The organism is Streptomyces sp. NPDC004031, assembly GCF_053604375.1.
Window position 1 is genome coordinate 72,820 of the sequence record NZ_JBSGHL010000034.1, and the last position, 12,352, is coordinate 85,171.

The 12,352-nt window shown below is 74.0% G+C and carries 14 protein-coding genes and 3 pseudogenes; 8 read left to right on the top strand and 9 right to left on the bottom strand.

The window, feature by feature from the left end; genetic code table 11:
* The first annotated feature begins 1 nt into the window (after window position 1).
* From ACWERV_RS22060 to ACWERV_RS22070, 3 genes are read left to right on the top strand one after another with little or no spacing between them, the layout of a single operon-like run.
* Complete coding sequence (locus ACWERV_RS22060) at window positions 2–715, top strand: HemK2/MTQ2 family protein methyltransferase (protein ID WP_452935553.1); 714 nt, start codon at window positions 2–4, stop codon at window positions 713–715.
* Window positions 699–983: a CDGSH iron-sulfur domain-containing protein gene (locus tag ACWERV_RS22065; protein ID WP_452935555.1), complete on the top strand. Its 285-nt coding sequence runs from the start codon at window positions 699–701 to the stop codon at window positions 981–983. Before ACWERV_RS22060 ends, ACWERV_RS22065 begins: the two co-directional genes overlap by 17 nt.
* Window positions 980–1,975: an iron-containing redox enzyme family protein gene (locus ACWERV_RS22070; protein ID WP_452935557.1), complete on the top strand. Its 996-nt coding sequence runs from the start codon at window positions 980–982 to the stop codon at window positions 1,973–1,975. The genes ACWERV_RS22065 and ACWERV_RS22070 overlap by 4 nt, the downstream gene beginning before the upstream one ends.
* A 275-nt stretch (window positions 1,976–2,250) precedes the next feature.
* Here the strand turns inward: ACWERV_RS22070 and ACWERV_RS22075 are convergent.
* Window positions 2,251–2,355, bottom strand: a pseudogene (locus tag ACWERV_RS22075) (IS5/IS1182 family transposase); the annotation flags it as partial.
* 18 nt (window positions 2,356–2,373) lie between these two features.
* The gene (locus ACWERV_RS22080) at window positions 2,374–2,838 is read right to left on the bottom strand and encodes a MarR family winged helix-turn-helix transcriptional regulator (protein WP_452935560.1); all 465 of its coding nucleotides are present in this window, start codon (window positions 2,836–2,838) and stop codon (window positions 2,374–2,376) included.
* Window positions 2,839–2,868: 30 nt separating this feature from the next.
* Between ACWERV_RS22080 and ACWERV_RS22085 the strand changes: the two genes are divergently transcribed.
* Window positions 2,869–3,933: a GNAT family N-acetyltransferase gene (locus ACWERV_RS22085; protein ID WP_452935562.1), complete on the top strand. Its 1,065-nt coding sequence runs from the start codon at window positions 2,869–2,871 to the stop codon at window positions 3,931–3,933.
* Between the two features lie 290 nt (window positions 3,934–4,223).
* Entirely contained in the window at window positions 4,224–4,808 is a 585-nt protein-coding gene (locus ACWERV_RS22090) for a hypothetical protein (protein WP_452935565.1), read from the top strand.
* A gap of 170 nt (window positions 4,809–4,978) precedes the next feature.
* On the opposite strand, the pseudogene ACWERV_RS22095 reads toward ACWERV_RS22090, so the two are convergent.
* Window positions 4,979–5,124: pseudogene (locus ACWERV_RS22095) on the bottom strand (IS5/IS1182 family transposase); the annotation flags it as partial.
* On the opposite strand from ACWERV_RS22095, the gene ACWERV_RS22100 reads away from it, so the two are divergent.
* On the top strand, window positions 5,113–5,496 hold the full coding sequence (locus ACWERV_RS22100; protein ID WP_452935567.1) for a hypothetical protein: 384 nt from the start codon (window positions 5,113–5,115) through the stop codon (window positions 5,494–5,496). The pseudogene ACWERV_RS22095 and the gene ACWERV_RS22100 sit on opposite strands and share 12 nt — an antisense overlap.
* 81 nt (window positions 5,497–5,577) lie before the next feature.
* On the opposite strand, the pseudogene ACWERV_RS22105 reads toward ACWERV_RS22100, so the two are convergent.
* Window positions 5,578–5,740: pseudogene (locus ACWERV_RS22105) on the bottom strand (IS630 family transposase); the annotation flags it as partial.
* A 316-nt stretch (window positions 5,741–6,056) separates the two neighbouring features.
* Window positions 6,057–6,866, bottom strand: coding sequence for an isocitrate lyase/PEP mutase family protein (locus tag ACWERV_RS22110; protein ID WP_452935570.1), 810 nt, complete (start codon window positions 6,864–6,866; stop codon window positions 6,057–6,059).
* A 328-nt stretch (window positions 6,867–7,194) separates the two neighbouring features.
* Here ACWERV_RS22110 and ACWERV_RS22115 point away from each other — a divergent pair, with 328 nt between their 5' ends.
* Window positions 7,195–7,767, top strand: a complete 573-nt coding sequence (locus tag ACWERV_RS22115; RefSeq protein ID WP_452935572.1) for a hemerythrin domain-containing protein — start codon at window positions 7,195–7,197, stop codon at window positions 7,765–7,767.
* A gap of 123 nt (window positions 7,768–7,890) precedes the next feature.
* Here ACWERV_RS22115 and ACWERV_RS22120 read toward each other — a convergent pair whose 3' ends face one another.
* The gene (locus ACWERV_RS22120; protein WP_398183972.1) at window positions 7,891–8,505 is read right to left on the bottom strand and encodes a superoxide dismutase; all 615 of its coding nucleotides are present in this window, start codon (window positions 8,503–8,505) and stop codon (window positions 7,891–7,893) included.
* A 421-nt stretch (window positions 8,506–8,926) separates the two neighbouring features.
* On the opposite strand from ACWERV_RS22120, the gene ACWERV_RS22125 reads away from it, so the two are divergent.
* The gene (locus tag ACWERV_RS22125; protein WP_452935574.1) at window positions 8,927–9,352 is read left to right on the top strand and encodes a DUF2267 domain-containing protein; all 426 of its coding nucleotides are present in this window, start codon (window positions 8,927–8,929) and stop codon (window positions 9,350–9,352) included.
* A gap of 84 nt (window positions 9,353–9,436) precedes the next feature.
* On the opposite strand, the gene ligD (ACWERV_RS22130) is transcribed toward ACWERV_RS22125, so the two are convergent.
* From ligD (ACWERV_RS22130) to ACWERV_RS22140, 3 genes are read right to left on the bottom strand one after another with little or no spacing between them, the layout of a single operon-like run.
* Window positions 9,437–10,351 carry a non-homologous end-joining DNA ligase gene (gene ligD / locus ACWERV_RS22130; RefSeq protein ID WP_452935576.1) on the bottom strand — a complete coding sequence of 305 codons (915 nt, stop codon included), beginning with the start codon at window positions 10,349–10,351 and terminating at the stop codon, window positions 9,437–9,439.
* A gap of 2 nt (window positions 10,352–10,353) precedes the next feature.
* Window positions 10,354–11,322, bottom strand: a complete 969-nt coding sequence (gene ligD, locus ACWERV_RS22135) for a non-homologous end-joining DNA ligase (protein WP_452935584.1) — start codon at window positions 11,320–11,322, stop codon at window positions 10,354–10,356.
* Window positions 11,323–11,363: 41 nt separating this feature from the next.
* A complete protein-coding gene (locus ACWERV_RS22140) occupies window positions 11,364–12,035 on the bottom strand; it encodes a DNA polymerase ligase N-terminal domain-containing protein (RefSeq protein ID WP_398183964.1) in 672 nt (223 codons plus the stop codon).
* Between the last annotated feature and the right edge of the window lie 317 nt (window positions 12,036–12,352).

Below are 12,352 nucleotides of genomic sequence, written 5' to 3' on the forward strand. Positions count from 1 at the left end.
CGTGCCGAACCAGGTCACCGCCACCGTCCCGGTACCGGACGCGTTGCCCGCGCTGGACCGCGTGTGGCGCCTCCCCGGCGTCTACCGCCCGCAGGCCGACACCGCGCTGCTCGCCGCCGCGCTCCACCGCGAATCGCTGCCCGGCAGCGACGTCCTCGACGTCGGCACCGGAAGCGGCGCGCTCGCCCTCTACGCCTCCCGGCTCGGCGCCCGCGTCGAGGCCGTCGACGTCTCCTGGCGGGCACTCGCCGCCGCCCGCGTCAACGCGCTGCGCGCCGGCCGCCGGATCGAGGTGCACCGCCGCGACATCCGCCGCCTCGCCGACCGCGCGGACGCACCCGCCTACGACCTGGTCCTCAGCAACCCGCCCTACGTCCCCGCGCCGCCCGACGGCCCCGCCACCGCGCACCGCGCGGCCCGCGCCTGGGACGCCGGGCCCGACGGGCGGCAGCTGGTGGACTCGCTGTGCACCGCCTCCGCCGGGCTGCTGCGCCACCGGGGGGTGCTGCTCATGGTGCACTCGGCGCTGTGCGGGCCGCAGCGCACCGTGGACCACCTCACCGGCCTCGGCCTGTCCGCCGAGATCCGCACCCGGGCCCACGTCCCGCTCGGCCCCGTACTGCGCTCCCGGCTGCCCTGGCTGCACGCCAGCGGCCTGCTGGCGGCGACCGACGACCAGGAGGAGCTGGTGGTGATCCGTGCCGAACGCCGATGAGCGCGACCCGGTGCGGGGCACCGCCCGGGAGGACGCGGCGGCTGCCCGGCCGGACGCGTCCGCGCCCACACGCCGGGTGACCGTCGAGAGCGGCGGGCCCGTGGTCGTCGAAGGCCCCGTGGAGGTCGTCACCGACGACGGCACGGTGGCGGTCTCGCACCGCTTCGCCGTCGCGATCTGCACCTGCCGCCGCAGCGCCACCTACCCCTGGTGCGACACCAGCCACCGCGCGCACGAGCGCCCCCGCCGCGGGGACGGCGGCACGTGACCGCGCCCGCGCTCCCGTACGCACCCGCGCTTCCCGCCGTCCGCGGGCCGCTCTCGCACGGTGTGGTCCAGGCACTGCGCACCGGCCGGACCCCCGTCGCCGGGCTGCCGCGGCGCGCCGCGGACGCCGCACCGTACGGCGACGACCTCCAGCTCGCCCTCCACGTCCTCTACGAGCTGCACTACCGCGGCTTCGCGCGAGTCGCCGACGACCGCGAGTGGGACCCCGCACTGCTCGCCGTCCGCGGCGCGCTGGAGGACCGCTTCCTCGGCGCCCTGCGGCGCGACGTGCCCGCGCCGCGCGACCCGGCGCAGGTCCTCGCCGAACTGCTCGTCGAGCCCGCCGACATCTCCGGCTCCGTCGCCCACCACCTGCGGCGCCACGGCGACCTGGACCAGTTCCGCCAGTACGCCGCCCTGCGCTCCCTGTACCACCTCAAAGAGGCCGATCCGCACGCCTGGGTGCTGCCGCGGCTGCACGGCGAGGCGAAGGCGGCGATGGCCGCGATCGAGTACGACGAGTTCGGCGCCGGGCGGGCCGACCAGGTGCACGCCCGGCTGTTCGCCGACCTCATGGCCGACCTGGATCTCGACCCGTCCTACGGCCGCTACCTCGACCGCGCCCCGGCGCAGATGCTCGCCGTGGTGAACCTGATGTCGCTGCTCGGCCTGCACCGCGCCCTGCGCGGCGCGCTGGTCGGCCACTTCGCCTGGGTCGAGGTCACCTCCTCGCCCGGCTCCCGGCGACTGGCCGCGGGCCTGCGCCGTGCGGGCGCCGGGCCCGCCGCCCAGCGCTTCTACGACGAGCACGTGGAGGCCGACGCCGTCCACGAGCAGGTGGTGCGCCACCGCGTCGTCGACGGCCTGCTGGCCGCCGAACCCGGCCTCGCCGCGGACGTCGCCTTCGGCGCGGACGCCACGACCTTCGTCGAGGACCGCTTCTCCGCCCACCTGCTGACCGCGTGGCGCTCGGGCCGCTCGGCCCTGCGCTGAGCCCGTGCGGCGCTTGCCCGGACCGGCCCCGGCGGCCCTCCGGGACGGCCGCCTGCGCGCCGCGGCCGGATCGTCGGCGCGTCGTGGCCGGTCGCGCGGTTCCCCGCGCCCCTGGCAGGGCCGCTGCTCTCCCGGCGGGACGGCCTCGGCCATGGGCCTGCCCGCCCGGCCGGGCAACAGGTCGACGGGGCGGCGGGTTTCGATGTCGATAAGGACTGTGCTGTGGTGGCGGCCTTTCCAGGCCGCTCCGCAGAAGTTGAGCCAGAGCCGGCTCCGGGCAGGGCAGTGCCGTCGAGCAGGACGAAAGCCTTGCCTGGTGCTTCGCGGACGGCTTGTCCGAGCGCGGGTGCCAGGGTGGCCTGCTGGACGGCCGCGTTCGTGAACGTTGCGGCACTGCCTTACCCGTCGCACGAGAGCTTCCGTGCGATCTGGCCCAGGGCCGCGAGCTCGTCGGGGGTGAGGCGGTCGATGAAGTGGCGTCGTACGGAGGCGAGGTGGGAAGGGGCGGCGTCCCGGAGTGTCTCCCAGCCGGTGGGGGTGAGGGCGAGCAGGCAGCCTCGGCCGTCGGCCGGATCGGGTGCGCGGCGGATGAGACCGCGGGTCTCCATGCGGGAGGCGTGCCGGGACAGGCGGCTGCGCGACCAGCCCATCTTGGCGGCCTGCTCGTGCAGCGTGCTGGTGCCGTCCGTGCGTTCGGACAGGGTGCTGAGCACCTCGTAGTCCGGCTCGGAGAGGCCGAGTGCGGCCAGGTCGTGCGCGGTGCGGACCTGGACGGCGGTGATCATGCGCAGATACGCCCGCCAGTCGCGCTCCTCGTCGGGTGTGAGCCAGTCGATGGCGGAGTCGGGGCTTCTCGTTGACATGTAACCAAAATACCAAGTAATTTCGTTTCCATGACAACGAAAACCCCGCGAGTCCTCGTCCTCGTGTGCAGTTCCCGCCCCAACGCGCTCGGCCCGGCCGTCGGGCGCTGGTTGACGGACACGCTCACGCCGAGCGCCGAGGCGCTCGGCGTGGATCTCGTAGCTGTATCGATCGGCGACCTGGAACTGCCGTTCCTGGACGAGGAGGAGCACCCCTCGACCGGCGTCCACCGCCACGAGCACTCCCGCCGCTGGAGCCGGATGGTCAGCGAGGCCGACGGCTTCGTGATCGTGACGCCCGAGTACAACTACGGCATGCCGGCGACCTTGAAGAACGCCCTGGACTATCTGGGACCCGAATGGGCCTGGAAGCCGGTCGGCTTCGTCAGCTACGGCCACACCTCGGCCGGTACCCGTGCGGTCCAGCACGCCAAGCAGGTCGTGACCACGCTGCGACTGGTGCCCGTGGGAGCCACCGTGGCACTGCGCATCGCGGAGGTGGTGCACGGTGACCGTCCGGAGCCCGGTCCCCGCCACGCAGAGGCGGCGCAGGGCCTGCTGAAGGAACTCGTTCGGACCGCTTGTGCCCTGACCCCGATGCGCGAGCGCGAGCACCCGGCGTCCATCGAGGGACCGCTCCCCGGCTCCTACGCACGCCGGCTCGGCCCGCAGGACGCCTCCGAGGTGACCGTGCTGCAGCGTTGCTGCTGGGTGGAGGAGGCACTCGCCAACGACACGCTGGCCATCCCCGCGCTCCACGAGTCACCCGCCGACGTACGCGCATGGCTGGCCGACTGGCACACGTCGGGCCTGTGGCGAGACGGCCGGCTCCTCGGCATGGTCCGGACCCGACGCGCCGGGACCGACCTGCACGTCGGGCGGCTCGCCGTGGCACCTGACCTCCGCGGACTCGGTGTGGGCCGATGGCTGCTGCAACAAGCCGAGTCCGCCGTCGAGGGCTGCACCCGGATCGTCCTGCGCACCGGCGCCGCCAGTCACCACAACCTCTCCCTCTACCGGCGCCAGGGCTATGTCCTCGTGCCGGACCTCCGCGAGGACGGCACCGTCGGCCTCGCCAAACCGGTCACGGTCTGAGCAACCCCCCATGACCACATGGGCATCCCCCGGCCCGGGAACCACCGTCCTGGTGGGACTCGCTCTGCTCCGGAATGGCCGATAGTGGCGGCGCGGGAAGCCGCTGGTCCCGCGGGTCCGCGGGGCCGATTTCCGGACATGTGTATATGTCGTCCTTGACGCGGTAACCGGCGTCGCCAGACCATTCCAGGGCCATACCGTTTGCCTCGAAAAGCCCGCATGCGCGAGGCAATGCGTTCGCGGGGGAAATCCCGCGAAGATTCGAGCGAAGAGCCCGAGGAGACAGTGTGATGTTCAACAGAGGAACCACGACGCCCCGCGGGCGCGCTCTCGGCGCCGCCACCGTCGCCGTGCTGGCCGCCGCCGGAACCCTGGTCGCGGTCCCCACGGCCCAGGCGGTCGCGCCGACCGCCTCCCACCTCACACGAGGTGAGACCAGCACGACCTTCTCCATCCCGCCGGGGGTCACGACCTACCAGGCCACGGCCGGCGGCGCCCACGTCACCGTCACGCGCTCGCCCGAGGTCTCGCCCGCCGTCACCATCAACTGCCAGGTGACGGCCTCCAGCCCGTTCCGCTTCTACGGTGGCCCCGTCCACTACCCCAGCGGCAGCGGCGTGGAGGGCCTGGCACACACCACGTGCGACCAGGTCGTGAACACCATCGACCTGCTGGTGGTGCTGTTCAGGAGCACTACGGCGGTCGCCTCGAACGAGACGTTCACCTACTCCACCCTCCAGGGCGCGGCCGACACCGAGTACGCGTACACCCCGGGCTGGACGTGGCAGACCGGCGCCCAGGCCGCGGTCACCTTCCCCGACGGGACCACCGGCGTGAGCACGCCCGCCTACAGCGCGGCCACGTACATCCCCTGACCCCGACCCGGCCGGACGCACCCCGGCCCGCGCCCGCGCGGTTCGTACAAGCGACTCGGAGCGTTTCAGCGTTGCCTCTCCAGGGTGAGGACGGCTTTGCCGGTGACGGTCATCCGGTTGGGGCTGATGCGGGATCAGCGGAAGATCCGCGGCTGGCCCGGTGGGCGTGAGCCCGCCGCGATGCGGGCGAGGGTGTCGTGGCGACGCAGGTATACCGATGCACCAGCGCACGCCGGCGCGGCAGGAGTCTGCACCGCCGGTCACCTTCGCGGGTGGCGATGCGCATCGCGCGTAGTCTCGCGGGGTGCATTCTCATCTGAGCTTCGAGAATCCTCCAGCGTTGCCTCACGCGGTGGTGGTTGAGACATTGGAACGGGCTCTTCGTGACCGCTCCGCAGAGGGCGAGGCGGCGGGAGTTCTGGTCGGGACTGCGTTGAACGACGACGACGCGGGCTTCGTCGAGTTCTGGTGCGTGCAGGTGGGGACGCGGGCTGTGCCGGGGAGTCCGCTGCTGGGCCTGGCCGGATTGTGCCTGGGACACACCGCTCGACGCTTTGGCCGTCTCGGCGGTGAAGCCCTGGCGCTGGCGGAGTCGCTGGCCGCGCGGGCTGAGGCGGAGCCGACGGACGTGGACGGCCGCGCCGTCGACGGCTACGACGACGTGCGGAGTTTCCTGCACCTGTGGTGATGCCGCCTTCCGTAGCGGGTCAGGCGGTGTTCTTGTTCCGCCAGATGATGTAGCGGCGGATCATGCAGCTCTGGGCCTTTTCTTCCAGGTCTTCAGGCGTTGAAAGGTGACGCCCTCCTCGCGGAGCAAGATGCGCAGGCCCTCGGAAGTCGGCCAGGTTCACCAGGCTCCAGGTCGAGAACGGCAGGCCGTGTTCGACCGGCCTGGACCTGGCGATCGTCTTGATCTCGCGCCGCTCGGGCAGCGCGCAGTCCCGCCACTACCAGCGGACCGATGAGAAGCGGAGTCAACCACACGGCCGGGAAGCCGCGTTCGCCGACGAGTGAGGCGGCAACACTCCCCAACGACTTGCCGACGACGAAGACTGATCTTCCGCGAACAGCGGCTTCACCGACAAACGACTCCCCCTGAGAACTGACACAGCCAGTGACGTTGACCGCGAAGTCGTCGCGGGCTGTCTCCTTCTACAGGCCGTGCATGACGGCCCCCCGTCGCTGGACGTCCGGTTGCATCCCCTCCGCGTACCACGGGCGGCGCGCCTCACACGGGGGGCGGGTGGCTCAGTGCCGCAGGGTGAACAGGCCGTCGAGTTCCGGGAAGGGGATGGCGTCGGTGAGCGTGCCGTACGTGCCGTCGCCGAGCAGCTCGGCGGTGGCGCGGCGGGCGGCGGCGTACGCGGCCTGCGCCACGCCCGAGCCGAGGCTGACGCGCGCGGCTCCGAGGGCGCCCAGCTCGGCGACGGAGGGGGCGCCGGGGCCGGCCATGACGTTGAGCGGTACGGGGGCACCGGCGGCGAGGGCGCGGACGGTGGCGGGGTCGGTGACGCCGGGGACGAAGACCCCGTCGGCGCCCGCGTCCGCGTAGCGGCGGGCCCGCTCCAGCGTCTCGTCCAGCCGGTGCTGGGGGTCGCCGAGGCCGCGCAGGTAGGTGTCGATGCGCGCGTTGAGGAACAGGCCGGTGGCCGCGCCGCGTACCGCGGTCAGCCGGGCCGCCAGTTCGGCGGGCGGCAGTGTGCCGTCCTCGATGTTGACGCCGACGGCCCCGGCCTCGGCGATCAGCAGTGCCGTCTCGGCGGCCTCGGCGGGCCCCGCGCCGTATCCGTCCTCGATGTCGGCGGTGACCGGGACCGCGACGGCCGCGGCGATCCGCGCGACCAGGTCCACGACCCGGTCGCGGGGGACGGCGCTCCCGTCCCGCGCGCCCAGCGCCCAGGCGACCCCCGCGCTGGTCGTGGCGACGGCGGGCGCGCCCGCGGCCTCGACGACGCGGGCGCTCGCGACGTCCCAGGCGTTGGCGAGGGCCAGCGGCCGGGCGGGGGAGTGGAGGGAGCGGAAGAGGCGGGCCTTGTCGCCGCGCGTGTCGGTGTGCATGGGACGAGCGAACCATCGGCTCACGGCCCTTGGCTGGCAGAAATCCGACACCTGTGTGCGATGCCGCGAAGGCCGCCCGCCTGCCCCTGCCGCAGCGGCGTGAACTGCGCGGGTGCCGCCCCCCGGTGCGTTCCGGCGGGAGCCGCGGACGCCCCGGGGACGGGCGCTTCGGCGGCACGGCCTGTTTGCGGGCGGCGGGAGCGGATAACCGGACCCGAATACGCCGTCCGGTACGCCGGGGCGGCACGGTCGTACGAGGACCGACAGGACCGACAGGACGACAGGACCGGGAAACCGATCGAGGACGACGACGCAGAAGGAGCGGACGATGAGTTCTGCCACAGCCGAGCGGACCCAGGCGGCGCGGCTGCCCGACGGCGACGTGGTCGCGGTGCTGCTGACGCAGCACGCGCGGATCCGCGACCTGTTCGGCACCGTCCGGGAGAGCCGGGGCGAGGGCCGCAAGGAGGCGTTCGACGCATTGCGGGCGCTGCTGGCCGTGCACGAGGTCGCCGAGGAGGTGGTCGTGCGGCCGGTCGCCAAGCGCTCCGCGGGCGAGCGCGAGGCGGCGGCCCGCGACCACGAGGAGGCGGAGGCCGCGGCGGTGCTGCGGCGGCTGGAGAAGATGGACCTCGACAGCCCCGCGTTCACCGAGGCGCTCGCGGAGTTCGAGAAGGCGGTCGGTGACCACGCCGACCACGAGGAGTCCGAGGAGTTCCCCGCGCTCATGCGCGACTGCACCGAGGAGCGACGCCGGGCGATGGGCGAGCGGCTGCTCATGATCGAGCGCCTCGCGCCCACCCACCCGCACCCCACCGCCGCGGGCAGGCCCGCCGTACTGGCGCTGACCGGCCCCTTCGCGGCGATGGTGGACCGGGTCAGGGACGCGGTCGCCCGCTGACCGCCGGATCTCCCGCTGCCGCGCGGGCCGGGAAGCCGCACGGGCTTCCCGGCCCGCGGGCCGTTCCGGTGCCGTCCCGGTGCGGTTGCGGGCCGTTCCGGTGCGGGTGCGGGTCGCCCCGCCTCAGGCCGCGGTCGACGACGCGGCGGTGTAGCGGGCCGCGACGTCGGTCCAGTCGACCAGGTCCCACAGCTTGGTGACGTAGTCCGGGCGGACGTTCCGGTACTGCAGGTAGTACGCGTGCTCCCAGGCGTCGAAGACGAGCAGCGGGGTGCTGCCCTGGCCGACGTTGCCGTGGTGGTCGTAGACCTGCTCGACGATCAGCCGCCGGCCGAGCGGCTCCCAGGCGAGCACGCCCCAGCCGGAGCCCTGCACCGAGGTGGTGGCCACGGTGAGCTGCTTCCTGAAGGCCTCGAAGCTGCCGAAGTTCTCGTCGAGGGCGTCGGCGAGCACGCCGTCGGGGCGGTCGCCGCCGTCGGGGGAGAGGTTCTGCCAGAACTGCGTGTGCAGGACGTGGCCGGAGAGGTTGAAGGCGAAGGTCTTCTCCAGCCCGACCAGGCCGGTCGGGGTGATCGCGTCCTTGTCGCGGGCCTCGGCCAGCTGGTCGAGGGTGTCGTTGGCGCCCTTGACGTAGGCGGCGTGGTGCTTGGAGTGGTGCAGCTCCAGGATCTCCGGCGTGATGGCCGGGGCGAGCGCGGAGTAGTCGTACGGGAGGTCGGGCAGCGCGTAAGTGCCCATCAGGCACGGCCCCTTTCCGTGGTGGGTTTTCCGGGTGGGTGATCTTCCGGAAACCACCCTAGACCTCTATTGCGAAGAACTTGCAACAACGCATCGCATGCAGCAACATGACGAATGGCGGGGTCGGCCCGTCAGCTTTCGGCGCCGCGGCGCCCGTCGAACGGGCCCGTCCTTCCCGAGAGGTGATCGTCTTTCACCCGGCACCCGCCGGTCCGGCCGGCCCCGTCCCGCCTGTCCCCGCGCCGATCACCGCGCGGGCTCGACACGGGCACGGCGCGGGCTCGACACGAGGGCGGTCCGGGGCGGTCCGGGGGCGGTAAACCCGGCCCGAACGGGTACCCGCTCCGGTGCGCCGCCCTGAGCCGCGCCCCGAGCCGCCCTCCGCGGCCGACGACGGAACGGGCCGCGCGGGGAGTGAGCCATGCAGCGCAACGAGATGATCGGAAAGGTCCAGGAACTGGCCGGGCTGCCCGACCGCGACTCCGCCGAGCGCGCCACCGGCGCGGTGCTGCGCACCCTCGGCGAACGCGTCGCCCCGGGGCTCGCCGAGCACGTCGCCGCGCAACTGCCCCCGGACCTCGGCGCGCCCCTGCGGGCGGCGGCCCGGGACGCCGGGCGCGACGGACGCGGCCGGGGGGCGGGGGAGCGCTTCGATCTGACCGCCTTCGCCGGACGTGTCTCCGGCCGCGCCGGGGTGCCGGACGACGCGGCGGTCCGGGACAGCGCCGCCGTGCTGGAGGTCCTGGACGGGGCGCTGTCCCCGGAGCTGATGGACAAGGTCGCCGCCGACTTCTCGGCGGACCTGGGTGAGCTGCTGCCGTCCGGACGGGCGCGCGGGCAGATCTGACCCCTTGCAAACCCTCGACCTCAACTCTAGGGTGAGGTTGAGGGTGCACTCCAGTGGAGCAACGATGCCACCCTGATGGCAGGTTCAGCCGTCCCGCAGGGCGTCCAGCCGCCGCCGGGCCGGGCCGAGGGCCCGTGGGCGGGGCGCGCCGTGCCACGGGTCCGCCGCGGCCAGCGCGTCGGCGTCCCGGAGGCTCCAGCGGCGCGCCGTCATCTCCGGGTCGTCCACGTCGTCCCAGGTCAGCGGCGCCGCGACGGGGGCGCCGGGGAGTGAGCGGACCGCGTAGGGGGCCACCGACGTCTGGCCGTACGCGTTGCGCTGGACGTCCAGGTAGAGGCGGCCGCGGCGGGCGGCCTTGCGTGGCTCGGCGGTGAGGCTGCCGGGGTGGCGGGCGGCCAGCAGCTCCGCCGCGTCCCGTGCGAAGGTGCGCACCTCGTCCACGGGGGACCGCGCGTCCAGCGCGACCAGCACGTGCAGGCCGCGCGACCCGGTCGTCATCACCGTGCTCGGCAGCTCCAGTTCGTCCAGCAGCCCGCGCACGTGCCGGGCCGCCTCGCGGACCGGCGCGAAGTCGGAGTCCGGCGGGTCGAGGTCGAAGACCAGCCGGTCGGGGCGGTCGGCGTGGTCGGCGCGGGAGAGGAAGCGGTGCAGCGTCACGCAGGCCTGGTCGGCGAGGTAGACCAGCGTCGCGGTGTCGTCGCACACGGTGTAGGTGACCGTGCCGCCCTCCTTGGGCAGTTCGGCGCGCCGCACCCAGTCCGGCACGTGGTCCGGGGTGTCCTTCTGCATGAAGCCGTGGTCGCCGATGCCGCCCGGGTGCCGTTCCAGCATGAGCGGGCGCCCGCGCAGCTGTGGCAGCATCCGCGGGGCGACGGTCTTGTAGTACGCGGCCAGATCCGCCTTGGTCAGCCCGTCCGCGGGGAAGAGCACCTTGTCCGGGCGGCTGACCCGGACCGAACGGCGGCCCGCCCGTACCGTCTCGTAGGGCTTGTCCGGCATCGTCAGCGCCTCCCCGGCGGTTTCTCGCGGACCACGTCGGCGGGCCGCTTGTCCTCCCGCAGGCCGAGGAAGCGCGGGTGGCGCAGCCTGCCGTCGCGGGTCCACTCGGTGAAGGCGACCTGTGCGACCAGCTCCGGGCGCGCCCAGTGCGCGGTGCGCTCGCGGACCGGGTCGGCGAAGGGCGAACGGCCGGTCTCCAGCGCGTCCAGCCGCTCCCGCAGCGCGTGCAGCGTGCGCGTGTCGTAGCCGGTGCCGACCTTGCCCGCGTACCGCAGCCGCCCGTCCTCGTGGTAGCCGACCAGCAGGGCGCCGAAGCCGGTCCGGGCGCCCGCCGGCTCGGTGAAGCCGCCCACCACCAGCTCCTGGCCCGCGGCGCACTTGAGCTTGAGCCAGTTCGGCGACCGGCGGTGCGCGTACGGCGCCGAGGCGCGCTTGGCGATCAGGCCCTCCCAGCCCCAGCCGCACGCCCGGTCCAGCAGTTCCTGGCCGCCGTGGTTGCGGTGCGGAGTGAAGCGCAGCGGCGCCCGGAAGTCCAGCGCGTCGCGCAGCAGCGCCTTGCGGGCCCGCTGCGGCAGCCCGGTGGTGTCCACGCCGCCGAGCCGCAGCAGGTCGAAGAGGTAGTAGGTGACGGTGACGGGGCTGGCCCGCACGGCGGCCGGGGCGGTGAGGCCGCTGCGCTGCTGGAGCAGGGCGAAGTCCGTACGGCCGCGGTGCAGCGCCACGATCTCGCCGTCCACGACGAAGTCCTGGCAGGCCTGGCCCGCGAGCGCCTCGACGGCCTCCGGGTAGGTGGCGTTCAGCCGCTGCCCGGTGCGGGACCACAGCTCCACCCGTCCCTCGCGGTCGCGCGAGGCCAGCATGCGGATGCCGTCCAGCTTGCGCTCGAAGATCCAGCCTTCGCCGAAGTCCCGCACATCGCTGAGCTGGGCCAGCATCGGGGCACCCGGGTCCGGACCGGCGGGCCGCAGCATGCCGCGCTCCCGCTCGTCCAGCCGGTCCAGCAGCCGCGGGCTCACGACCCGTGCCCGCCGTCGCCGGACCGGTCGCTCTCCCAGGTCGCCGCCTCGCCCGCGTCGGCCGCCGCGCGCATCTGCCCCAGCGTGCGGCCGCTGAGCGCGGACCGGGCGCGCCGCGGGTCGGGCGTGGCGTGCCGCCCGGCCTGCGCGTCGGCGCGCTTGACGAGCAACCACGCCTCGCGCCCGCCGTCGTCGCCGGAGCCGCGGATACGGGTCAGCGACCAGCCGCCGTGCAGCTTGTGGCCCGCGAGCCGGAAGGACACATGGCCGCGCTCCACGCCCTCGGCGAGGGGCACCGGGCGGCCGCGGCGGTCCTCGGTGGCGTTCTCGTACGTGCCCTCGTCCCACACGATGACCGTGCCCGCGCCGTACTCGCCCGCCGTGATGGCGCCCTCGAAGCCGCGGTAGTCCAGCGGGTGGTCCTCGGTGGGCATCGCGAGCCGTTTGTCGTGCGGGTCGTCCGACGGCCCCTTCGGCACCGCCCAGGACTTCAGCACGCCGTCGGCCTCCAGCCGGAAGTCGAAGTGCAGCGAGGTGGCGTCGTGGATCTGCACGACGAAGGACGCCTCGCCGCCGTCCGCGCCGGGGCGGCCGCGCCCCTCGGGCTCGCGGGTCCGCCCGAAGTCGCGGCGGCGGTGGTATTCGGCCAGTCTGTCCTTCGCGGCCATGACGGCAGCCTCCTCCCGGCTCGCTCACCGGGGCGCGTACCCGTACCGCCCGCGGCTATCCGCACCCCGCCGCGGCGGGGTGAATGCGCCCTTCCGCATCGGGTAGTCGGCGGACAGGGAGCGGTGGGGACAGGGGCCCCGGCCGACCGCGCCGCCCGTCCCAGGACACGAGAGGAGCCGCACCATGCCCGCGGGATCCAGCAGCAAACGGGAACGGCAGTACGGAGCTGCCGGGTTCGATCTTCACGGACGTGGGCGAGGCGGCCGCGAAGAAGGGCGCCTCACCGGTGCGGAAGGACGGCGGGGCGTCCTTCGCG